The organism is Salinigranum marinum, assembly GCF_024228675.1.
GTDB lineage: Archaea > Halobacteriota > Halobacteria > Halobacteriales > Haloferacaceae > Salinigranum > Salinigranum marinum.
Window position 1 is genome coordinate 2,757,317 of the sequence record NZ_CP100461.1, and the last position, 22,690, is coordinate 2,780,006.

21 protein-coding genes and 1 tRNA gene are annotated in these 22,690 nt (G+C 59.9%); 9 read left to right on the top strand and 13 right to left on the bottom strand.

Annotated elements, in window-relative coordinates:
- Positions 1–92 precede the first annotated feature (92 nt).
- Positions 93–515, top strand: coding sequence for a DUF8146 domain-containing protein (locus NKJ07_RS13685; RefSeq protein WP_318570461.1), 423 nt, complete (start codon positions 93–95; stop codon positions 513–515).
- A gap of 156 nt (positions 516–671) precedes the next feature.
- On the opposite strand, the gene NKJ07_RS13690 is transcribed toward NKJ07_RS13685, so the two are convergent.
- Positions 672–1,133, bottom strand: coding sequence for a DUF5814 domain-containing protein (locus NKJ07_RS13690; RefSeq protein WP_318567371.1), 462 nt, complete (start codon positions 1,131–1,133; stop codon positions 672–674).
- Positions 1,134–1,293: 160 nt separating this feature from the next.
- Here NKJ07_RS13690 and NKJ07_RS13695 point away from each other — a divergent pair, with 160 nt between their 5' ends.
- Both NKJ07_RS13695 and katG read left to right on the top strand, forming a co-directional pair.
- A complete protein-coding gene (locus NKJ07_RS13695) occupies positions 1,294–1,767 on the top strand; it encodes a histidine kinase (protein ID WP_318567372.1) in 474 nt (157 codons plus the stop codon).
- A 354-nt stretch (positions 1,768–2,121) separates the two neighbouring features.
- Positions 2,122–4,266 (top strand): catalase/peroxidase HPI, encoded by a 2,145-nt coding sequence (gene katG, locus NKJ07_RS13700; RefSeq protein WP_318567373.1) that lies wholly within the window; start codon positions 2,122–2,124, stop codon positions 4,264–4,266.
- A 182-nt stretch (positions 4,267–4,448) separates the two neighbouring features.
- Here katG and NKJ07_RS13705 read toward each other — a convergent pair whose 3' ends face one another.
- Both NKJ07_RS13705 and NKJ07_RS13710 read right to left on the bottom strand, forming a co-directional pair.
- Positions 4,449–4,976: an ArsR family transcriptional regulator gene (locus NKJ07_RS13705; protein WP_318567374.1), complete on the bottom strand. Its 528-nt coding sequence runs from the start codon at positions 4,974–4,976 to the stop codon at positions 4,449–4,451.
- An 81-nt stretch (positions 4,977–5,057) separates the two neighbouring features.
- Positions 5,058–5,588 (bottom strand): redoxin domain-containing protein, encoded by a 531-nt coding sequence (locus NKJ07_RS13710; RefSeq protein WP_318567375.1) that lies wholly within the window; start codon positions 5,586–5,588, stop codon positions 5,058–5,060.
- A 135-nt stretch (positions 5,589–5,723) separates the two neighbouring features.
- On the opposite strand from NKJ07_RS13710, the gene NKJ07_RS13715 reads away from it, so the two are divergent.
- The 3 genes from NKJ07_RS13715 (at position 5,724) to NKJ07_RS13725 (ending at position 7,539) form a co-directional block, all read left to right on the top strand.
- Positions 5,724–5,795, top strand: a tRNA-His gene (locus tag NKJ07_RS13715).
- A gap of 162 nt (positions 5,796–5,957) precedes the next feature.
- The gene (locus tag NKJ07_RS13720; RefSeq protein WP_318567376.1) at positions 5,958–7,073 is read left to right on the top strand and encodes a tyrosine-type recombinase/integrase; all 1,116 of its coding nucleotides are present in this window, start codon (positions 5,958–5,960) and stop codon (positions 7,071–7,073) included.
- Positions 7,074–7,359: 286 nt separating this feature from the next.
- Positions 7,360–7,539, top strand: a complete 180-nt coding sequence (locus tag NKJ07_RS13725; RefSeq protein WP_318567377.1) for a hypothetical protein — start codon at positions 7,360–7,362, stop codon at positions 7,537–7,539.
- A 253-nt stretch (positions 7,540–7,792) separates the two neighbouring features.
- Here NKJ07_RS13725 and NKJ07_RS13730 read toward each other — a convergent pair whose 3' ends face one another.
- Positions 7,793–8,515 (bottom strand): hypothetical protein, encoded by a 723-nt coding sequence (locus NKJ07_RS13730; RefSeq protein ID WP_318570535.1) that lies wholly within the window; start codon positions 8,513–8,515, stop codon positions 7,793–7,795.
- On the opposite strand from NKJ07_RS13730, the gene NKJ07_RS13735 reads away from it, so the two are divergent.
- Positions 8,423–8,650, top strand: coding sequence for an SDR family oxidoreductase (locus NKJ07_RS13735; protein ID WP_318567378.1), 228 nt, complete (start codon positions 8,423–8,425; stop codon positions 8,648–8,650). The genes NKJ07_RS13730 and NKJ07_RS13735 overlap by 93 nt on opposite strands.
- A 74-nt stretch (positions 8,651–8,724) precedes the next feature.
- Here the strand turns inward: NKJ07_RS13735 and NKJ07_RS13740 are convergent, their stop codons facing one another.
- Positions 8,725–9,168 carry a VOC family protein gene (locus tag NKJ07_RS13740; RefSeq protein ID WP_318567379.1) on the bottom strand — a complete coding sequence of 148 codons (444 nt, stop codon included), beginning with the start codon at positions 9,166–9,168 and terminating at the stop codon, positions 8,725–8,727.
- Between the two features lie 753 nt (positions 9,169–9,921).
- Complete coding sequence (locus tag NKJ07_RS13745) at positions 9,922–11,307, bottom strand: J domain-containing protein (protein ID WP_318567380.1); 1,386 nt, start codon at positions 11,305–11,307, stop codon at positions 9,922–9,924.
- A 1,339-nt stretch (positions 11,308–12,646) separates the two neighbouring features.
- Between NKJ07_RS13745 and NKJ07_RS13750 the strand changes: the two genes are divergently transcribed.
- Complete coding sequence (locus NKJ07_RS13750; protein WP_318567381.1) at positions 12,647–12,865, top strand: phospholipase D-like domain-containing protein; 219 nt, start codon at positions 12,647–12,649, stop codon at positions 12,863–12,865.
- A 201-nt stretch (positions 12,866–13,066) separates the two neighbouring features.
- On the opposite strand, the gene NKJ07_RS13755 is transcribed toward NKJ07_RS13750, so the two are convergent.
- Positions 13,067–13,882, bottom strand: a complete 816-nt coding sequence (locus NKJ07_RS13755) for an IS5 family transposase (protein ID WP_318566907.1) — start codon at positions 13,880–13,882, stop codon at positions 13,067–13,069.
- A 57-nt stretch (positions 13,883–13,939) separates the two neighbouring features.
- On the opposite strand from NKJ07_RS13755, the gene NKJ07_RS13760 reads away from it, so the two are divergent.
- Positions 13,940–17,596 (top strand): helicase-related protein, encoded by a 3,657-nt coding sequence (locus tag NKJ07_RS13760; RefSeq protein WP_425504767.1) that lies wholly within the window; start codon positions 13,940–13,942, stop codon positions 17,594–17,596.
- On the opposite strand, the gene NKJ07_RS13765 is transcribed toward NKJ07_RS13760, so the two are convergent.
- From NKJ07_RS13765 to NKJ07_RS13790, 6 genes are all read right to left on the bottom strand, one after another.
- Positions 17,597–18,244: a Cap15 family cyclic dinucleotide receptor domain-containing protein gene (locus tag NKJ07_RS13765; protein WP_318567383.1), complete on the bottom strand. Its 648-nt coding sequence runs from the start codon at positions 18,242–18,244 to the stop codon at positions 17,597–17,599.
- A 4-nt stretch (positions 18,245–18,248) separates the two neighbouring features.
- Complete coding sequence (locus NKJ07_RS13770) at positions 18,249–19,145, bottom strand: nucleotidyltransferase-like protein (RefSeq protein WP_318567384.1); 897 nt, start codon at positions 19,143–19,145, stop codon at positions 18,249–18,251.
- The gene (locus NKJ07_RS13775; protein WP_318567385.1) at positions 19,142–20,077 is read right to left on the bottom strand and encodes a nucleotidyltransferase domain-containing protein; all 936 of its coding nucleotides are present in this window, start codon (positions 20,075–20,077) and stop codon (positions 19,142–19,144) included. Before NKJ07_RS13775 ends, NKJ07_RS13770 begins: the two co-directional genes overlap by 4 nt.
- A gap of 275 nt (positions 20,078–20,352) precedes the next feature.
- On the bottom strand, positions 20,353–21,513 hold the full coding sequence (locus NKJ07_RS13780) for a hypothetical protein (RefSeq protein WP_318567386.1): 1,161 nt from the start codon (positions 21,511–21,513) through the stop codon (positions 20,353–20,355).
- A gap of 100 nt (positions 21,514–21,613) precedes the next feature.
- Positions 21,614–22,210, bottom strand: coding sequence for a transposase (locus NKJ07_RS13785; protein WP_318570462.1), 597 nt, complete (start codon positions 22,208–22,210; stop codon positions 21,614–21,616).
- Positions 22,174–22,683, bottom strand: coding sequence for an IS630 family transposase (locus tag NKJ07_RS13790; RefSeq protein WP_318567387.1), 510 nt, complete (start codon positions 22,681–22,683; stop codon positions 22,174–22,176). The genes NKJ07_RS13785 and NKJ07_RS13790 overlap by 37 nt, the downstream gene beginning before the upstream one ends.
- Between the last annotated feature and the right edge of the window lie 7 nt (positions 22,684–22,690).

The window sequence follows — 22,690 nt, forward strand, 5'->3', positions numbered from 1 at the left end:
GAGTCGGTTCGAGCGGTGGAGCCCCGACCGACGGCCCGATGTCTGACGAACCATTAAGTACGAGCGGGCTGCATTCCGTGGTAGAATCAGTCATGGGCAACAAGAACAAAACAATCTCGTTCCGCGTCAACGAGGACTCGTTCGAGACGCTTCGTGAGATCGCAGAGGAACGGGACATCTCGCTGTCCGCCGTCTTCCGCGACTACGTCGACACGCTCGTTGCCCAGGACGGCCAGGTGCGGGTCGTCCCCGAGCACGAACTCCGACAGCTGCAGCAGAGCGAGGACGAGTCCGAGAGCTTCCCGCCGAAGGTGAAGGTGCCGAAGAGCTTCATCCGTGAGCACGAACGTCTCGAACTCGAAGCCGAACACCTCCGCGAGCAGCTGGAAGAGCACAAGGGTTACGTCAACTACCTCCGCGAGCAGTTGGAGGAACAGAACGACGAGGAGGAAGTCATCCAGCTCGAGGACCTCGACGGGGGCGAGCGCGAGGAGCCGTCGTTCCGGCTGGGGTAGTTTTATGACAGTTTTCTGAATAGTCGGGGCTCGGGCGCGTTCGTGACACCGACGACCGACTGGCCGAGCTGAAGCGTCGGTACGGTCCGGAGAACGTGTTCCGAGTGGACCAGAACGTCGAACGGGACGACGAGAAGGATGAGCGTCGTCTCCGTCTTAGCGGCGGCCGGCGAGCGATCGCTTCGCCTCCCCCGCCTCCTGCGCCGCGGCCCGGTTCCCGTCGACCTCTGCGAGCGCCTCGACGGCCTCGAGCGTCCGGACCGACTGGTCGAGAAACGAGAGCACGTCACCGGGGTACGCGTACAGCATGTAGTCGTCGCCCATCACGTCCACGATGGCGTCCGGCCCCAGCCCCTCGGCACGGAGTTCGAGCAGATAGCGGATGAACTGTCGCTCGGGGTAGCCCGTGTAGAGTTGGTCCTCGCTGTCGCAGTCGAGGAAGTCGGTCGCGAAGTCGAGGAGACGGTCACGCGTCGCATCGTCGACCTTCGAGAGGCCCTCGCCCGAGTAGAGCAGTTCGATGGTCGCTCCCTTGAACGCCCCCTTCGGGATCGAGGTGTCGAGCTGTGAGACGATCTGCCTGTGGTTCTTCAGGTAGATCTTGTCGGTGATGGCCACGGTTCGTGATCCACAGTGGTCGCCACGGTGGCAAAAGCGTCCCGCTCCACGGTGGGGGACAGACGGAGAGGCGAACGGGTCGGTATAACGGTGTCGCCGATCCGGGTGACGCGCCCACAGTCGGCCAAACCCGTTGACGCCCCCGCGACAGTGTACACCCGTGTCAACCACGACATCGACGGCACGGCAACCAGGCGTATCGGTCGGAAACTGGAAAGCGGGCGTCGTCAGCGGCGTCGCGGGCGCGCTCGCGATGGGCGCGCTCGTCGCCGCGATGAACCTCCCCACGGTCGCCGTGGCGATCCCCTCGCTGTACACGCTCGCACCGCCACCGAGTCCGGGAGTCGGACTGGTCGTCCACGTCTCGCACGGCGCCGTCCTCGGCGTCGTCTACGCGGGCCTGGCGGGCGCGTTCGGCCTCGACTCGCCGCGAAAACGCCTCGGACTCGGCCTCGTCTGGGGCGTCGTTACCTGGGTTGGCCTCGCGGCGCTGCTCATGCCCCTCTGGCTGAGTGCGGTCGGTTCACCCGCCTCACCCCCGTTCCCGAACTTCGCGATCCCGTCGCTCCTGTGGCACGTCGTCTACGGGCTGGTCCTCGGCGGCGCCTACGTCGCGACCGGAGATCGGCTCTAACCGCCTCCCCGCGCTGAAACGACGGCCGAGACTTCGACCGTCCGATTTCGGGACCGAGGCCTCGGCGAAGCCTTTTGCCACGAACACGACGAGAGGGGTTTCGGTACCGATGGATACGCTTCGGAGATCAATCCTCCCTGGCTCGTCGGGCGTGCTGTCGTGCCGGCCCGCCGTTTGATTATTCGGCCCCACCGAGACTGTCAGAGGCTGCACCCGGAGTGACCGGTGCCGAGCACGGAGGGACGGGTCGATCACTGACAACGATTCATATATTGTACAATTTATTGTCTAAAAAAGAAAATTATTTTTCCGAGTTAGAAAGCATTAACACGCGAACGGGACAACCGACAGTCCATGAGTAGGTCCGACCAGGACTGGTGGCCGAATCAGTTGGCGTTGAAGACTCTCGACCAGAACGCTCGCCAGGTCGATCCAGTGGACGAAGAGTTCGACTACGCCGAGGCGTTCGAGACGCTCGACCTCGAGGCGGTGAAGGCGGACATCGAGGAGGTGATGACGACGTCACAGGAGTGGTGGCCGGCGGACTACGGCCACTACGGCCCGCTCTTTATTCGGATGGCGTGGCACAGCGCCGGGACCTACCGGACCAGCGACGGTCGCGGCGGCGCGGCCGGCGGCAGACAACGCTTTGCGCCCGTCGACAGTTGGCCGGACAACGCGAACCTCGACAAGGCACGCCGGCTGCTCTGGCCGGTCAAACGGAAGTACGGCCGCAAACTCTCGTGGGCCGACCTGATGATCCTGACCGGAAACGTCGCCCTGGAGTCGATGGGGTTCGAGACGTTCGGCTTCGCCGGCGGCCGCGAGGACGCCTTCGAGCCCGACGAGTCCGTCGACTGGGGTCCCGAGACCGAGATGGAGACGAACGAGCGGTTCGACGAGGCCGGGGAGATCCAGGAGGGACTCGGCGCGAGCGTGATGGGGCTCATCTACGTGAACCCGGAGGGGCCGGACGGGAAGCCGGACCCGGTCGCGTCCGCGAAGAACATCCGACAGACGTTCGACCGCATGGCGATGAACGACGAGGAGACGGTCGCACTCATCGCCGGCGGCCACACGTTCGGGAAGGTCCACGGTGCCGACTCCGGCGACAACCTCGGCCCCGAGCCCGAAGCGGCCCCCATCGAAGCGCAGGGTCTCGGCTGGGAGAACGAACACGGCACCGGCAAGGGCGGGGACACCATCACCAGCGGCATCGAGGGGCCCTGGACGGCCGCTCCCATTCAGTGGGACTTCGACTACCTCAAGAACCTGTTCGAGTACGAGTGGGAGCCCCACAAGGGCCCCGGTGGCGCGTGGCAGTGGCGGCCGAAGGGTGCGGACGCGGACGCGATCGACAAGGCCCCGGACGCCCACGACCCTGGCGCTGAGCAGACCCCGATGATGCTCACGACGGACGTCGCCCTCGTCCGCGACCCCGACTACCGCGAGGTCGCCGAGCGCTTCCGCGAGAACCCGATGGAGCTCGTGGACGCGTTCGCGCGGGCCTGGTACAAACTGACCCACCGCGACATGGGGCCGCCGTCACGGTTCCTCGGCCCCGAGGTCCCGGACGAGGAGATGCTGTGGCAGGACCCCCTCCCGGCAGTCGACCACGAGCTGATCGGGGACGAGGAGATCGCCACGCTCAAACAGGAGCTCCTCGATTCGGACCTCTCGGTACCCCAACTGGTCAAAACCGCCTGGGCGTCGGCGTCGACGTACCGCGACAGCGACAAACGCGGCGGGGCGAACGGGGCCCGGGTCCGCCTCAGACCGCAGCGAGACTGGGAGGTGAACGAACCGGAGCGACTGGCGACCGCGCTGGACACCCTGAGACGGATCCAGACGGAGTTCAACGACTCGCGCGCCGACGAGACGCGTGTCTCGCTCGCCGACCTCATCGTTCTGGGCGGCAACGTAGCCGTCGAGCAGGCGGCGGCGGACGCCGGCTACGACGTGACGGTCCCGTTCGAACCGGGCCGCGTCGACGCCTCGCAGGAACAGACCGATCCCGGGTCGTTCGAGGCGCTCAAGCCGACGGCGGACGGCTTCCGTAACTACCGTTCGGACGAGGCGGATCGACCCGGGGAGGAGTTGCTGGTGGACCGGGCGGAACTGCTGAACCTGACGGCTCCGGAGATGACGGTTCTGGTCGGCGGCATGCGCGCGCTGGACGCGAACTACCGGGGGTCCGACCTCGGTGTCTTCACCGACCGGCCGGGGACGTTGACCAACGACTTCTTCGTGAACCTGCTCGGCATGGACACGGAGTGGCAACAGTCCACCGAGTCCGAGCACGTGTACGAGTTGCGCGACCGTGACACGGGCGAACTCGAGTGGAAGGGTACCCGCGTGGATCTCATCTTCGGGTCGAACTCCCGGCTCCGGGCCATCGCGGAGGTCTACGGCTGTGACGACGCGGAGGAGAAGTTCGTACGGGACTTCGCGGAGACGTGGGCCAAAGTGATGACACTCGATCGCTTCGACCTCGATTGATCTAGCTGAGAACCGCCGGATCTGTTCCCAGTTCCCGGTCGGTTCCCAGGTGTGACGTCTCGGTGGTGGGTCGCCACGAACCCCGGGCCGACCTGGCACGTCACGATCGATACGCGCGGTCTCCGCAGTACGACCCCCGAGAGCTGCCACCGATCGAGCGGTTCGACGAGACCGTCCCCCGACTACTCGGGTTTCCGCTGAAACACCCGCCACTGTGGCGCCTCGTCGTCGCGCTCGACGATCGACTCGACCTTCTCCCGACGGAGGTCGTCGAGTAGTGCCGCGGCGTGAGCGACCCACGCCGCGAACAGCCGCGTGAGTTCCCGACGGACGACTTCGGGCTCTCGCGGCGTGTAGACATACACCTGCCCTCCTCGTTCGAGGAGGCGACGGCGTTTCTCGACGACCCCGAGGCCGACGAGGTGGTTCAGGTGGCGCGTGACGACGCTCCGGTCGTAGTCGGTCTCGCTCGCCAACTGGTTCACGGTCAACTCGCCGCCCTCCATGACGCACAGGCAGAGTTCGAGTTCCGTGTCGGACATGTCGAAGACGCTCCGGAGCAGGTCGGCGAGCGACGGTTCTTCGAGCGGCGCGCCGTCGTCGACCGCTTCCATCGGACGGTCACAACAGCGGATCGATCCGGTGCCGACGCCAACGTTCCCACACGAGGCACACTCGAAGAGGTCGGTCGAACCGGCGGACGGTCGCATGGGTCGGCGGTTGCACCGACGGAGTGACATAGCTGTGGCCGCTGTGCGTCGGTCCTACCAGAGAGGCCGCCGTGTGGCGACTCACTCGCCCACCGGTTCCGCCCCCTCGTCGGGGTCGGAGAGCTCACACTCGTCGCCGCGACAGCGTGTGGCCTGTTCCACGGCCGCGAACTCCGGTCCCGCGTCCCCGATGTCGCCGCGCCACGCGAACTGTACCAGAGACGTGGGATCGACGACGAACAGCGCCATCCCCGGCACCCGCCGGTGCCCCTCGAACTCCGGTTCGAGGACGCCGTAGGCCTCCGCGACCCGCCCGTCGGTGTCCGACAGCAGGGGGAACGCCACGTCGTACTCGCGGGCGAACCGCTGGTGGGCGTGGACGCTATCCGCGCCGATTCCCAACACGGCCGTGTCGTCGAGCAGCGTGAGCCAACCGGCGTCGCGGACCGCACACAGCTGTGAGACACACGCCGGATGTAAGTCGAAGGGGTAGAACACCAGGATCACCGACCAGCCGCTGTCGACGTACTCCGCGAGGGCGTGGTCGTCGATCGCGTCGCCCGCGGCACCCGGCAGGGTGAACGCCGGGGCAGTCTGTCCTGTCTGGAGCATGTTCCACGTACGCGGAGTGTGTCGATGAACCTCCTGCGCCCGTGTGTCACGGTCGCACGCGACCGAAATCCGAGTCGTAACGCTTTTTGACTGCACACGACTCTGGCTTTATTGCAGACGCAAGCAACCAGCGCGTCCGGGTTGGGGTAATGGTCATCCTTCAGCCTTGTGGAGGCTGAGACGCGGGTTCGATTCTCGCACCCGGACTTCCAATTCCTTCGGAAACTATGGTTTCAGAGCTTCTGCAGAGGAATCTGTATTCCACAGATTCACAAGAAGCTCTGTATGCCGAAAAGGCTGCCAAGAGTTCTCGAAGGCCATCCCCGCGCCGTCCGTCGATTCCGCCAAACTATCAGGACAAATACAGATATGACGGACGACCTGCCGGACGACATCCCCCTCGTCCACGACATCGACGCGAAGCAGCTGAACCGCCTGCAGATGGAAGACTACCGCGACCATCGCCGAGAAGTCCTCACGTGGCTCTGGACGAGCGGCAGAGTTCCAGCTGAAGGAAAGGGATACAGCCACTCGGTGGTCGAGAACACCGCCTACCGACTCTCGAAGATATATCGATGGCTGTGGGAGCGCGACGGATACACGGCCAGTTTGACGCAGGGTGACGCCGATGCGTTCATCGAGGAGCTTCGCGGGAGGAGCTGGTCGGACGAGAACAAGAACCAGTACGTGAAAGCTCTGAAACGGTACTTTTCGTGGCGTGAGTACGAGAGAGGTGCCGGCGAGTGGGAACCAGAGCAGACCTACACTCCCGGTCAGCAAACCCACCACGCTCGTGACTATCTCACCCTCGACGAACGGCAGCTGATTCGCGACGCCGCCTTGGACTACGCCACGATCCCGTCCTACGACCACGCGTCTGCAGACGAACGTGACCGGTGGAACATCCACCTCGCACAACGCTTCGAGAAGCCGAAACGCGACGTGACACGTGAAGACTGGGAACGGGCGACGAGTTGGAAGATTCCCAGTCTGGTCGCAACCGGTCTCGATGCTGGACTGCGGCCGATCGAAGTCGAACGTGCACGCGTCTCGTGGGTGGACGTGCCGAACGCAGTGTTGCGCATTCCAAAAGAACAGGACAGTAAGGGGACGAACGGCGGCGAGAACTGGACTGTTAGCCTCCGTGAGGACACTGCCCGTCATCTCGAACGGTGGCTCGACGAGCGCAGAACTCGCCCGAAGTACGACAGTCGATCCGAACTCTGGCTCACCAGCCACAGTAATCCGTTCGGGTCGGATGCCCTCAATTACATCCTCGGGAAGCTCTGCACCGAGGCCGGGATCTCGACCGAGAATCGAGATATCTCGTGGTATTCCATCCGACACTCCACTGGAACGTACATGGCTCGTGAAGAGGGTCTCGCCGCCGCGCAAGACCAACTCCGCCACCTGTCTGAACAGACGACGATGCGGTACGATCAGGCACCGCCTGAAGACCGCAGAGACGCCCTCGACAGGATGTGAGTACTGCCCACTCGAATGGCGGGAAAGAATAACAAAAGAGACCATACATTCGACTACATACTATATTGTGAGTGTCAGAACGAGCTGTGCGGGAAACAACACGCGTTTCGGTCGCGAGACACACTTAGACACTGATCGGCTGAACAGTGATCTCTGCGGTCGCGTACTACATTTTCGGCCCGAGCTGAGTCCAGAATCACACCACAGCCACTGTTCCAGTTCGTTCGTGATAATTTTAATTCGTTCTGTAGTAAATTTTTTTGCCTCAGGCGACGTCTGGTGTAGTATGGGAATGAAATTCACCCTCAGCAAGCCCTACCGTGGCTTCGACGCAGAGACCGAATTCGAACAGATCGCCAAATACGGCAGCTGGCACCTCGCGGCAGCCAAACTCGAAGCCGTGGACGGCTCCGACCAGCGCATCGAAGTGACCACCGACGAACTCAAGCAGCACTTCGCCGCATAGCGTCACTGTCTCGTCCGAGATCGACCCGCGAGTGGATTTTTCCAGTGGTACGTAAGCACAGGGGATCGCAGACCTCGCGTGAGACGGCTTCTGAAGCATTATTTGGTGTAGCCGATCTATCTCGTGTATGAGTCCAACAAACCAAAAATCTGTTATTTAATAGGTTACGAAAACTTCTGCTAGTATTACTGGTTCGAAACTCCGGCGACAGGTTGTCGCTATGCTGGGAAGATTCCCCGCCCCTGTGCGTCGCTCACCCACCTTCGACGTCGAGTTCCTCTATCTCGTCGAGGAACGCTGGTCGGTTCGAGTGTTTCTCTTTCAGGCGTACGACGAACGCCTCGAACTCCTCTTCGAACCCCAACTCCCGCATCTCTTCGAGGTACTCGATCACCGTCCGATAGTGTTTCCGGCCCGTCGTCTCGGCGAGGAACGGTTCGAGATGTTCCTTGTACACCTCGAAGTACGTCCTCGGGTCGTGCGCAGAGACGTCTGCTCGATACTCGCTCAAAATCGTGAGTCCACTGTCACCCGCCGTACGCCAGAACGCGTCGTCGGGTTCGTTGCGAGCCGCATCGATAACCGTCTCGAACACCTCCTCGGTACGTCCCTCGCGCAGATAGAGGTCAGTCAGGCGACGAACGTATGACTCCTCGAACTCGGCTTCGAGTGTCGTCACGACCTCCGCCCACTGCTCGTCCGAACAGAGCGTTCGCAACTCCTCGTAGTGTGTCCAGTCGCCGGTCTGCAGGAACAGTTCCCGCAGGAGCGCCTTCCGTCGGTCTGGGTCGAACTCGGCGTACGCGTCGATCAGGAACCGGCGGATATCTGCGGTGCGCGAGAACGCGTCAACGCCGTCTCGCCAGCCACGACGAAGACACTGATGGTCGAAGCCGTGTTCGAAGAGATAGCCAGCGAACGGGGAATCAGCGTCGACGAAGCCGAACAGCGGTTCCTCGCCGAGGAGCGCCCTCACATCGTACTCGGACGTGTGGCCGAACCCAAAGAGGTCGCCGGCGTCATCGCATTCCTCGCGAACGATGACGCGTCGTTCGTCACGGGTGCGAACTACCGTGTCGACGGAGGTTCCGTCGCCAGCATGAGCCTCTGAGGTAGCTACACGATGGCCCCGATAACGCGACTACGCTGACGAGGGGCAGTCCTCGTTGTGGCCGGACGCCTGCGTCACCCCAGTTCGGCAGCCACAGTATCGTGGTCGTTCGTCGTGAGTTCGAGCCAGTTGCCGTCAGGATCCGTGAAGTAGAGCGAGTACGAGAGGTCATGGTCGACCACGTCGGCAGGGGACACTGGCTCGCCGTCACGGTTGGTCAGGTCAAGCGTATCCAGCCGGTCGACGAACGAGAGGAATCCGGCAGCGTCCGTTTGGAAGGCGATTCGATGAGGACTCACCGCCTGTCCGCGGGTCGCCGTCTCCCGCTCGAACAGGGCCAATTTCGTGGTGTCGTCGACTGACAGCACCAGTGGCCCCCTCCCGGTCGCCCACCATTCTTCGAAGGACACGTCCGGCGCCAGACCCAGCACGCGCTCGTACCATGCTGCGGCGTCGTCCCAATCGGCGACGAACAGTTCCACATGGTCGATGCCTGTGACCGTGCCATCTCGAGACATACCGTGGATGTAGCTCGGGGACGTGTAATAGCACCGGGGACTGAAATCAACGTTTGCGCTATCCAGACGATGATTTGGGATGGACGGCGAGTAAACGGGGAACAAGCAATCTCACGCACACCGATAGCGACGCGCTGGCCTCTGGGGAGATGACCGAGCGCATAGAGGTGCTTCGTCTCACGACGGAAGTCCGAACGGGCGGATTAGCCGTCCATCTCACCCTATTCCAGCACACGTTTCGGTACCCCTCCATGGTCGGGACGGGAACCGGTCTTGTTCCGGTTGAATGTCGAGACGAGACAGCAGACGGACGGAGCATCGCTCCGGTACCGCTCGAACAGTCTCGACCGCGCTCGGCGGTTCACACCGTCGGTATGCATAAGAGACGACGGATCTTCACCGGGCAGGCCAACCAACATCTCGGTCATCACTCGCGTAGACTAATAGACACGGACAAATCCAGTGAAACAAAGAAGACACGTCACCCCCACTTAGCAGACTTTCGCCGAGGAACTACGCCGAGACTGGCTTGGGTTCGATGACGTTCCACGCCGCTGGAAGCATCGCGTGCATCCGAATCACTTCCTCGGGGGCCTCGGTACAACTGCACGCCAACACTCCATCAGGGGTGATTTGAACCTCCCCACATTGCTCACACGCGATAGTAGTGCTTCTAATGTTCATTCGTTCTGTTTGAGTTCAAGTTGTCAAGTGGTTTCAAACACTCGTCCAAGGAGGACACCCACTTGACCATTAATCGCCAAGGGCGGAACCTGCATCCACCACGAGTTGGTACTCCTCGTCGTAACCGTCACCACCTTGGTCAGGGTGATGTTCGAGGAAGTACTCCGCACGGGCCTTGCGAATCTCGTCTTCCGTGGAGGTTTGGTCGACGCCATCGAGAACTTCAACCACCTCGTTCATGTCCACATCGTCCTCGTCCCCGTCACCACCGTAGATCGTGGATTCAATTTCAACGACGGTCTCGGCCCACATCTCGTACCACTCGTCACCAATGTCAGACGTACTCTTGAACTCGATAGCTCGGATTGCACATGTAGTGACTCCAAATGGTTCGATGTCCGTCACTTCACTGAGCAACACCGCCAACTTGTTCACCACGTGTGCAGCGCCACGCATCTGTTCATCCGCCGTCATCGACTCCGAAACGCGCCGACTCGATGACTTCGTCTTTAGAATCTTCTCCACGGTTTCGCGGATAATCTGCCATACGTCGATAGCCCACGCGTCCTCGTCAACGTAGACACCTCCTTCGTCCCAGTCCTGCTGGCGCAACGCCCACGAGATGAACCCACGAACGTCGTCGGGGTAGATCCCCTCGTGAGCCACCTCGGACGGGTGATCGACCGATGCCGCCTTGCACAGCACCTCGTCGTATGCATCGTCGCCGACGATGCGGTTGTCCTCGGACGGGTGTGGGCGGATAAGTCCCTCGCGCACCATGTCCTTCCGGTAGTTCCTCGCCGTCTGTTCCGACAGTCCCAACTCACTCGTGATCATCGACTCGATTTCGTCCCAGTCCACACACGCGTCGAACAGCACGTCGTGTTCGAGCCGATAATTGATCATCCCGCGGAGTGCCGGCAGTAGATCGCCCTTGGTGTGTGCCACGATATCCGACTTCCGAGTGTGGATCTCGGCCACTGTCTCGGGATCGATACACACGTCGTGGTGCATGTCCCCTGACACGGACGCCATTGTCTCTTCCGTCTCGGCGACTTCAGGTGGCTTACCGTCATTCTCGCCGACGGGCACGGGCTTGTTCGACGACTTCGTGCTCAAGTTGTCGCCACTCCCGTCGTCCTCAGGATCCGGCTGAGATTTTGTTTTTGGGACGTCCTCGTCGGAGCCGGGAGGGGTACCCCTCAGCATCTCCATTATCTCACATTGGTTCTCGAGAACCTCGCTGAGTCGGTCACGCCCTGCATTACCGCCTAAGGAGCCATAGTCGTCCACGAGGAACTGTCCATCCTCGCTGATGGTCGAAGCTTCCTGAAGCCGTCGGAGAGCCTCATCAAGAACGTCAACTTTCGCTAGGTTCGTCTTATCAGATACCTCATCCGCATAGTCGTGGAGGTCTTCGTCAATTCGTACCGTGTAGGCACGTCGTTCGCCCATTCGCACCAGATTGTATATGTCTCGTACACATAACCGCCTCGCCCCGGCATCAAAAACTCCTAACGAACCAACACAAACTAACAAACTGTATACGTAATCAGTAGTAGTAGTAGAGTCCTGAGTTGGCGAGAGGATAGACTGGGAGTGGGGACGTGGAGAACGAGGGTTTGAGGGCTTCTTCCGACGGTATTGAGAGAGCCTTCCCCACCCCTACGACTCCCGAGAGAACCGGCATAAAAATAAGATCTAGACGAAGTTCTGTAGGTATCGAAAGTGACGACCATCGAACGGCGGCTGCCGACACCCGATCAATACATCGGCATCGTACGACGCGACCTGCGTGCAAGATTGAGCGATCGGTGCAGTACCCGCGGGGATGACCGTCATCTGCGCCCGCCGACACGTGTCTTGGCGTCCTTTCTCGGGCTTCGACGTGTTTCACCGCCGTGTTGACCGTAGACGACCCGCGGCGGCGTGATGGACGTGTCTCGGCGTTCTGTAGTCAGATTGTGGTTAGTCTCTTCTGTCTTCGGTACCATCTCGGAGTCATTGGATATGGATGACGGCCGAGAGACAATACTCGTCTTTGTTGTTCGGAGTCCCGACGATGACACCTGCGTTTCGACCTCCGTCGTGGGCGCTTCCCTCGGCGACGACGTTGAACCCGATCTTGCGCGGTGAGGTCTCGAGTACCTTGTCCTGTCCTTCATGGAGTGCTGGATCCCGTGGTAGCCTCCGGGAACCACCCCTTCATCGAGATGTAACCTCTGTTCGGCGATGAAGTGGAACCTCATCGGCTGTCAAGACATCATAAGAACTGCTAACGACAATTTCCAACGATCTTGAAGTGGCAGAGCGACGAGATCGGCGGCACATCGGGGACAACTGGCGTCGGAACCGAGACGTATGCGAGACGATCGGGGATGTATTCAGAGACAACCAACCGGCGTACACGCCCTTAGGGTGTCGCCTTTCACACAGGAGACAGATGGTGATGCCACGGGTGGCCCCATCAACGGGCCAGTGGCGGATCTGGGGGAAGTCATTACCGCCTGTACTTGCGAGCGGGTGAACGGGTATCTAAATGTTTGTCATATGGTTCGTCAAGAGCATTTACGCCCAGTGACCGCGTTCCCCAGTGGGACACCTCTCACACGGGTAGTCGTGTTAAGACAGATATGAGTTGAATTTAGTTATCACTCATGCGTATTCTTATAATAACTGTCTCGATCGAGATACGGTATTTGTCGAATTGATCCGAGGAGGTGGATTGTATCTTGTGCCGATATTCTCCCCGGCGAAGTATTCAACATACGGGCACCAGACTACCAACCATCTGATGCTCTCACTCGACCCGCTCGTCGACAACACAGACGGAACCCTCGAGGACGCGTACAAGAAAGTCATCCCCGAGTGCGAGGAGATTCGGATCGCAACGGGCTACTTCTACATCTCAGGGTTCGACCTCATCAAAGACGAGCTGGCAAATCTCCGCGATCCCTCGGAGATGGAGTATGCACCGTTTCGCATCCTGATGGGTCGAAAGATGCCTTGTTGAACGCAAGACAGCGTCGGGGTGGGGTTGCTGATCTACAATTTTACGGCGCTAAAGACGGCTTCTCGCCCTCAGAAGATGCAGTAGCTGTCACTCACAGCGGTTGCTGATGAGTCAAAACTATGGTACCTTGCTCCATTGTTCCGGTGACGGCGGCGATGCCTCTCCCGGATACGTCCGGAGAAGGGGAGCAGACGGCGAGCCCTAACTCGCCGCCTGCGTCAGGTTATGCACGATGCACTTGCGAGTCAGCTCCCGGAACTGGCCATGCCAGCTCCGGGAGCGGAGCTTCTCGCCGTCGTCTTCCTTCAACTGCGAGAAACCTGTCTCGCTCATCCAGCGTTGGTTGTAGTCCTCGTTCATCCGGGCGTTGTGGGCCTTCTGCAACGGTGTCTGCTCCCTGTGCTTGATCAACGGTCGCGTTGAGTTGGAGCGACACTCCTCGCGGAGGTCGCTCCACGAATAGTTCGCATCAGCAGACAACACACGCAGGTCTTCCGCGTTCCGGCGGAAGACCTGCATCCCGATGTGGCCGTCCCAGGCTTTCTTCGTCGTGAAATGAACGTCCTTGATCGCCAGCGAGTTCACGTCGATCAAGATCGTCGTCTTCATCGACTGGAACGAGTAATTCGCGCGGTCGCGGTAGTGGTAGCTGGTTTGATCGCGCTGGAAGCCACTCGCGTCAATCGCGGCTTCACCACTCCAGCCCGCCTGCTCCGCCGAAGCGCGGAGCAGGCGGCGCAGGTCACGCATCCGGTACTCTTGTTCCCACCGGCAGAACGAACTGTAGTGCGGTGCCTCGTCAAGTTCGAACACGGCGAGGACACCGGGCATCTCGTTAAGATAGTCTTCAGTCTCACGGAGGCTCTTCTCCAACTCGACGCGGTACAGAATCAAGGCGATCTGCACCCATTTCGCGTACCCGCCCGCGCCGTCCGGCGCGGCGGGTACTTCCGGGTCGTCAACGTGCTGTTTGGCAAGATCTCGACACATCCGTGCTAGCCGTCTGAGCGATGCCATATCGCCAGACGGCGTCCAATTACGGGTTAGCGTGACGGAATCTTCCCGTGAGAGCGTCTGAAGCTGCCGTTAGTCGACCGCAAAACAAGGCATCGAAAGACCAACCGACAGACGGCCGACGAGATCACCGAGGGACAAAGTCTCCACGAACGGTTCCAGCAAGAGCTGGAAGATGACATCGCCGAATTGAACAATGCCCAGCTCGGTCGACTCGACCGACTCCGAGATTTCATCGCCGACGGTCTCGTCGATGTACGTGTACGGAATCCCGAGCAGGGCTATTTCCACGCCAAGGGCGCATGCTTCCGGGGCGTCGTCGACGACCCGAGCATCCGAGAGGGAGACACCGACCGCCGAGCCAGTGTCACGATCGTTGGATCGTCCAACTTCTCACAGAGCGGCCAACGCCACAACATCGAGCTCAATCTCACGAGCCAAGAACGCGGTGACGTCGAGGCCTTCGAGGAGTGGTACGACAATCAGTGGGCCAACGCCGAGGGCTTCAGCGAGGAGATCGTCCAGCTCATCGAGGACAGTGATCGGTATCAGGAGTGGAAGGAACGGAAAGAGCAGGGAGCCGATGACGAGGAGACACAGGCGACTGTCGGAACGTACATCGAACCGTTCGAGATGTACAAGCTCCTCGCGTACGACGAACTGAGCGGCAACGTTGGAACGCGTGACAGCCCTCTCTACTACTTCCAAGCGCTCGGCTATGAGAGCGCGAAAGAGAAGCTCTCGCGCTACGATGGCTGTATCATCTCGGACTCGGTCGGCCTCGGGAAGTCCTTCATCGGGAGTGAGCTGCTCTACGACTACCGGCAACAAGGTGACCGATGCCTACTCATCGTCCCGGCCAACCTGACCGACCAGTGGCGCGACCTCCTGCAGGACGCGACCGACGAGGACGGGAATCTGTACTTCGGGCTGGACGTCGATGGGACGCATCTCGACGTCATGAGTATCAGCAAGTTCCAGAATCTCTCGTACGAGGCGGTGCAGGAACTGAACGATGCGTTCGACGTGGTGCTAATCGACGAGGCCCACCGATTCCGCAACTCCGGTCGATGGCGACCGAATCCCGACCACGATGACGACTACAAGGGGACGCGTCGTCACGCCAATCTCCGGCTGCTCCGCAATCAGACGATGATCATGCTGACTGCGACGCCAATCAACAACTCCGCGACCGACTTGAAGAATCTTATCGGGTTGTTCACCAGCGCGGAAGAGCTGATGAACAAGGCCTCACTGGACTTCTCGGCGTTCGACAACTACATCGAGAAGTCAGAGCAACGCAAGCGAATTGCAGCAGGGAAAGAGGAAGTCACCGACGAAGAGCAACAGAAACTGACCGAGCAGCTGCAGCGCCACTCGGCAGAAATCTCTGAGATTCTGAACGATGTGATGGTGCTTCGGACACGTAAGCACGTCAAGGAGACGATCAAGGACGACGAGGACTTCGAGATGAGCTTCAAGCCCCCCACGCTCTCCAAGGAGCAGTACAGTCTGCCGCCAGCCTACCAACCCATCTATCGGATGCTCCCCGACGTGATGGACGCGCTCCACCTCCCGCACATCACGATCCGAAACCCGCAGGCAGGCGGGACGCTGAAGGCACTCTATAAGTTGAACCTTCTGAAGCGACTGGAGTCTTCGACGTACGCGTTCGTGCAGTCGATTCAGACGCTCCACGAGAGCGAGCGCGCACTACTGGGATTCCTCGATGGGCTCCCCGACGAGGAAGACATAGACGTGTTGCGGGCCGTTCAGGACGACGACGCGTCGGCGACGATCGACGACTTCGTCGAGGGCGCAGATGCTGCGGAGGACTTGGAGCAGTCACTCGAGGAGTTCGGGTTCGACACCGGGGCACTCCGCGCAGATGGTGGCGATGATGACCGAGGTGACCAGCTCGAACTCGCGGACGCGACCGTCGGTGAAGTGAAGCAGTACATCCGCGAAGACTTGACGCTACTCGCGTACTTCCTCTCGCGGTTTATCGGTCGGGTCGCCGAGGACACGGGCGGGGTGGCCGATGCCGAGGTTGAGCTAGAGCAGTGGCTGGCCGAGCATGGGGCGGCCGTCCTCCCGGACGTGCCCGAAGACGACCCGAACCCGACGCTCTACCCGAGCAGTGATCTGTCGGAGGCTGACACAGCCACGCTCGACTTCTACGAGGCGGTGTTTGCACTCCGTGCGTTCCGTGACCCCAAAATCGACCGGTTGACCGAGGTGCTGAACGGCCACCAACAGAAAGTTCTCGTCTTCACCCAGTACCGAGCGACCGCAGACTACGTCCACCGCACGCTGATTGAGGATCCCGACTCGCCGTTGACCGATGCAAACAGTGCCGTGGTGAAGGGAGGGGACGAGAACAAACAGGACATCATCAAGCGGTTCGCGCCCGAGGCATCTGGCTATCAACGAACGCTCGCGGAGAGTGACGAGACAGAGCTGGAGTACGTCGTCGCCACGGACACGCTCAGCGAGGGGGTCAATCTGCAGGACATCGGAGTCGTCGTCAACTACGACCTCCCGTGGAATCCGATGCGGATCGTCCAGCGGGTCGGTCGCATCGACCGCATCGGGTCGACGGCCGACAAGCACGTCCACAACTTCTATCCGGACGGAGACATCGAGGCGGCGATCAAGCTACTGGAGCGGCTTCAGGCGAAGATCGACGACATCGCGCTGATCGTCGGGAAGGAGAACAATATCCTCGATCCGAACGAGGACGCCGTGTTGGAGCGGGCCGGCGTCGAGACACAGAAGACCATCGGGGAACTGGAGGTCGAAGAGATCGAACGATCGCTCCGTCAGTCACGCGAAGTGGACGACTACAACGAGCTGGACGACACCTCGAAGAATCCACTCCTCCGAAACGCCGGGAGCGACGAGAGCGCGGCGTTCGAGCGATACCTGCTCAAGCAGGAACTCGACGAGGATTACGACCTCGAAGCGGACGACTTCGAGTTCGCCGAGGACTACTTCGACGACAGTCCGGGCGAGCGCGAAATGCTGTACACGAACGCCGTGGATCACGACTCCGGCCCACGACCGGGCGTGTTCGGGCTGGCGCATCTCTGGTTCGAGGATGAGGAGACCGGTGAGACCGAACCCGCACCGCTGGGACGCGTGCGTCGCGCGTTCTACTACAAGCCGTTCTCAGGGGAGGTCAAGGAGCGACCAGTTCGGCACTTGGGCATCGAACCGAACACGGTCGGCGAACCAGTCGAGGGCAACACTGACTCGGTGCTGTCGAACCGAGGTGTAATAGAAGAGCATCTGGAAGCCCGACTCGAAGCCATCCGTGAGGGGCAGGTCGGAGCGGCGTTCAAACAGGGCGAACAGCTCTCGAAGGAACAGGAGACCATACTGGACTTCGTGAGCCACTACTTCGTGCCGAACTACGGTGACGGGAGCGCTCCCCACGACAACCACGAAACACTCGGTGAGTGGGCCACTGCGCTCCACGACCGACTGAACGAGGTGAAGCTGGCCAACACGGACGAGGATCGAATTCTCAGGGAGACGTTCCGACATCACCCCGAGTACGACTCGTTCACCAAGTGGCCACCCGAGGAGTTCCTCGCCGAACTCGACGCGTTCCTCGAAGAGAACATCGAGGCCTCGTCAGAGTATCAGGATACCCTCGTCGGCGAAAGTTCGGTTCAGGCACGTCTCGTCTGTTGGGGTGTCGTCGGTCGGTAGTCACTCCCGACGCTCGAAATACATCTCGCCGTAGTTCTCTCGACCGGGGCCGGTGTAGTAGAACCCCTCCAGAACATCTTGTGGCCCATTGTGCTTGAGGGACAGGTCAGCAGTACCGTCGTGTGATGCCATCGAAGGTTCGGTGTCTGCCCCGGGTTTGTTCCCGTATTGGTACGTCAAACTCGGCCACCGACCATCCTTGGTTAGCACCGTCGCACCGGTGCTGTCTGATTCGGAATTGTCTGTGGAGAGATGGATGCCGATTTCTCGCCACGTTTGCTCGATGTGTAGCGACGCTGCAACTCGTTGCATATCTGCCTCGGGAGCGTTCGACTCGTGGAGTGCTGACTCCGGAATGTCACCGCCATACGAAGTCATGATGTAGCCATCCCACTCTCCAGAGAAATCCGGCGATTTGGAGGCACCGGTTACACGAGAGATCTTCGTCTTCCACACCTTCTGGCTGAAACCCTTCGAGAGTATTGTGAATGCGACACCCCACGAGATCGTACCACCTGCGAGGGCTGGGACACTACTCGCAAGCAGAGATGTTGCTTGACCGATCCAGACAATCAAAAACCACGAGACGACTCCCAGAAGGCCGTAAACCACGATTCTGTTGTCGTTGTCGGTCGAATACGTGTGCATCAGACTAATCCTCCTCGTAGAGGGTGCGAGCTGCTCTGACGAACTCTTCCGCTTGGTCGGTGTTCCACTGTGTCGATTTCTCACCGAAGAGCGGGCTCATTCCGTGTTGCACCGTGTAGTCCGGAAATCCCCCCTCAGCTGCTGACTCAAGCTCTTCGAAGACGCCTTCGATCCGGTCTCGGATGTCCCCATGGGCGATAGTGGACACCTCCACGTTCGAGAGAAGGCACTCGACGAAGTACGAGGGGGCATCCTCTTTCTCGATGGTACCGTTCGCTACGAGTGTGTTCCGGAAGTTCTTGAGAACCCGAACGGTCGACTTGTAGTTGCCGGCGCACCAGCCGTTGTATTGCTCGCCCATTATCCGGTGCCGCCGAGGGAAGTTCACCACCTTCGTCCCTTCGGCAGTCCAGAACACGATGCCCTTCATATGGTTCCCGGACTGCCGAGGCCAGAACCGTCGGTACTGGAGACACGGAACCACGTCGGCACCGAGTGGGAGGTCTTTAGAATCCACTTCGATGGCTTTGTCGCCCCGTTCGACACTTCGGGTACCGTACTGTGCCTGAAGGGTTCGATAGACACCCTCGGCATGCTCCTCGAACATCTGCCGTGGATTTTGGGTCGGAGCGTGTTCGGCCGAGGTTTCGGGTGTGTCCGAGAAGTCGGCGTGGTACTTGTCTGTCCGGATGACTAGGATATCTACGTCTCCGGAATCGTACACCATCGTCGTGTTCCGATATGATCCTTGGAGATAGGTGGCGAACTCAAGCCCGTCGCTGACACCCTCCAGACGCCCCTCTTCGAGTTCGTCCCGAATTGCGCGCTGTGTGTCTCGCGCTTCGTCTTGATCAGCCGTTTCGGCCTTCGTCCACCGCTCCAGTTTCCTGCGCTCGATCATGTGAAGAGACGGCGATTGTGTTGGTCGTACCAGTCGTTCCACATCGTTCCGAGGTGGGTGAGCATCGTCATGGCCGAGTCGACGTCCCACTGGGTGTTGCTGGTGCCGAACAGGGGTTCCATCTCGGACACCTGATCGAACGTCGTTAGGTCGGTGCTGTCGGCTTGGAGATGGTCGAGAATCTCCTCGAACCGGTCGCTTCGCTTCGACCGCCGTAGGATGCGCTCGGGGACGTTGTAGATGAGGCACTCGATGAAGTATGATGGAGCATCGATGCGGTACGGGGACTCCCACTTCTCGTTGAAGTAGTCGCGTGCGTTCTTGAAGATCCGAACCGTCTCTTTGAAGTTCGCGTGTTGCTCCGTCCCGTTCTGGTAGTGCATCTTCGGGAAGTTGACGATGCGCTCGGTGCTGTGCCGAGGACTGAATGCCATCCCGTGGTCGATGTCCGGTTCTCCATTCGATGGGTACGACCGGTAGATTCGGTAGTCTCGACAGGGCACTACGTCAACATCGACTGGCAGTGGCCCGTCGTTGATCTCGATGGCCTTCCCGTCCCACACCACCGGCTTCGATGTCGTGCTGTTGAAGCGGGTTTTCAGGGTGTTGAACACGTCCTTGCGGAAGTCTCGATACGTGTAGTCTGCATCTGTGGTGTCGCGATCGTACCGGGCTTGTTCCTCGGAGTCGAGGTTCGACGTATCGGCCAGCCACGCCGATTCGAGTTTGACGACGACGTCGACGTCACTCGATCCGTAGGTGTGGGTGTCGTTCTTGTATGACCCCTGCAGGAACGTATCGAACTCGATGTCGTCAGGTAGTGACGACCGATCCATCTCGAGAGCGTTGATGATGCGCGTACGTGCAGTCGCCGACCCGGCATCCGCTCCTGTGCCCTTCCAGTCGTCGAACTTGGAGTTCGGAATACTCACCGGCAGGAGCACCCCCCAGATTCGAGGGCGCTGGCGTGGGTCTGCGTTCGTTCAGTGGATGAAGGTTGTTCTCGTGACATCCATTTTGATAGTGGAAAGGAACGTTCATAAGGGATACGTAAGCGTGGTGAAAGTGAAATAATAGCATATTTCTCGTTCGCGTCCGGTGGTTTCCACAGGAATCTATAGGGGGTTCAGCAGCCGATCTGGCCGGTTATGATAGAACGTTTATCAGACAGAAACGCTGGATGCCCGAATCAACGACGGTGATATGGTTACTCGAAGGGGCCCTCTGCGGCGAGGAGGTCGAATTTCTCGAACACCATGTCGAAGTACTCCTCGGTCATGATTCGAGGATTGGACACGCGGTGGAAGTCGTCGAGGACGAACTCCACGTCTCGCCGTTCGAGTCCATACGCGTGGAACACGGCGGCGTCGATCTCCGCCTGTAACTCCCGCCGCTTGCGGTGGTCGGTCGCCGGTTCGATCCCGCCGAGTCGTTCGCGCATCTCGGCGAACTCCTCACCGTAGCAGTTCAGGCGAGCAGCGCGTTCGGCGATGTAGTGGAACCAGTCGTCTCCCTCGGTGAGACGGGGCATCTGAGATTCGAGCAGCTCCCGCTTCACGATGTGAGTCTCGACCTTCGTTCGCATCAGGAAGTCGAATGCTATGCTGTTCAGTAGTCCTGTGGCCGCAAACAGCTCGTGGTCGGTGAACCGCCGTACGTAGGGTGAGCGAATCGGAGCTTCCGAGAGATGCTCCTCCTCGGGCTCGATAGCGAACGGTTTGAGCGTGTTAATCGTGTGGAGGCAAATGACCTCCTTGGGAAGCACGGTCGCAATGATCGTTCGCTCGTCACGCGACCGAGAGACGTCCCTAATACCAATTCGATACTCGGTACAGTCAAGGAGCACGTCTTCTTCCTTGAGTCCGTGGCCGCGATGCTCTTCAAGAAGCTCATCCACGAACTGAACCTGTGACTGACTCGTCTCTGGGCCTCCAAAGGCCTCGTAGATTGAACGCTTGAGATGGCCACGATTGAACTTCTTCTCTCGGACTCGATACTGTGCGCTGTTTGGGGGGTCGTACATCCCGCGGCTCCAGTACTTGGGCCCGTCCAAGCTCTCTGCGTGGGAGTTGTCGTACTCGAACTGATGGATGTTCTTCCCACCATACACCGGATAGTCTGCATCTTCGGGTGAGGTCTGTAGTCTGTCCTTGTCCGTCGACTCAACGAACTCCTTGGTGAGTACATCTACTGACCACGCGTCCTCAACGTCCTCATCCAAGGAAAGCTGATTGACCACTTTCTCTAGGACGCTAACCTCAATTTGGGAAGTGATGGAGGGGAAGATTCTCCCCTCAGGAGAGTAACTGACAAGGACGTCACGTGGGATGCTGGCCGCTACCTCCCCAATCCGGTACACAACATCCATGTCGCGCTGGTTGAATATTCCTCGAAGTTCGGACGTTCTCCCTCCATATTCGAAGGTTAAGATGGCGAATCGGTACCGATCATCGATGGCCTGATAGTGATTAAGACGAATCTTTACCAGTAAGATACGGCCAGATGTTTGGTTCGGTGATTGCGCTCAGTCCTCGTGGAATGTAGTCTTTCAGCGTCGAGAGATCTGGAATAAGACGGTACTTGAACCACTCCTGCAGCTGGTCCCAGCAGCCTTCGACTGCGTTCAATTCGGGGAGTTTTGACGGAAAGTACCAGACGTCGAGATCGTCACCGCGGAGGCACGCGACCGAACTGTCTCCGACAGTTTCGGTCGCTCGGTCTCCGCTGACGTGCTCCCAGAGATCTCGCGCCCAGAAGTAGCCTGCCCGGTCAAGAAACACCACTAACTCGTCACCGAAGCGCTGTTTCAACGCCTCTAACAGTCGAATCCCGTGTTTCCGTGTGAGATTCTCTTCTGTCCAGCAGAAGAAGCTGTCACCGTCGTCGGTGACAGCGCCCAGCACTGTCACCGACTTCCAAGAAGTTGCAGTCTCTATCGTCGGATTCGAGCCGATCGGGAACCAGCCACGCCGCTGGACGGTTCCGACGTGTTTGGTAAACTGGTCGACGACAACGACCGTTTTTTCACTCAGTTCGGGCCGTTTTTTTCGACTGTCTCCTGGAATTCAGCCTTCTCCTCAGGATCTGCCTCATGGTGTTGAGGCCGTGCTGTCCGCAAGGACAGCCCGGCCTCTCTCAACAACTCGTAGGCGTAGTTCTCGTGGTATTCAACACCGTACTCCTCTTTGACGTGGTGAAGCAGGAGCTTGGCTGACCACGCTTGCTGATCGTAGCCGAGTTCAGTTGGCGGCTGTTGCAACTGTTCGAACAGCTGCTCACGGTCTTGTCCCTCGATCTTTGCTGGGCCTCCTGGGCGAGGAGCGTCGTAAGGAGCTTGCTCGATCGGTTCTTCCTCGAACCGATCAAGCCAGTTGCGGATCGTTTTCTCGACGACGCCGTGGCGGTCAGCCAGCGTCTCCAGTTGATCGCCCTGCTTGCGCCCGATCGCCGCGAGAACACGTTCTCGCGGCTTCCCTTCGTCTATCTGCTCTTTGAGCTCGTAGAGTTCCTCAAGCGTAATCTCATCGAGCCGACCCATTACCAAC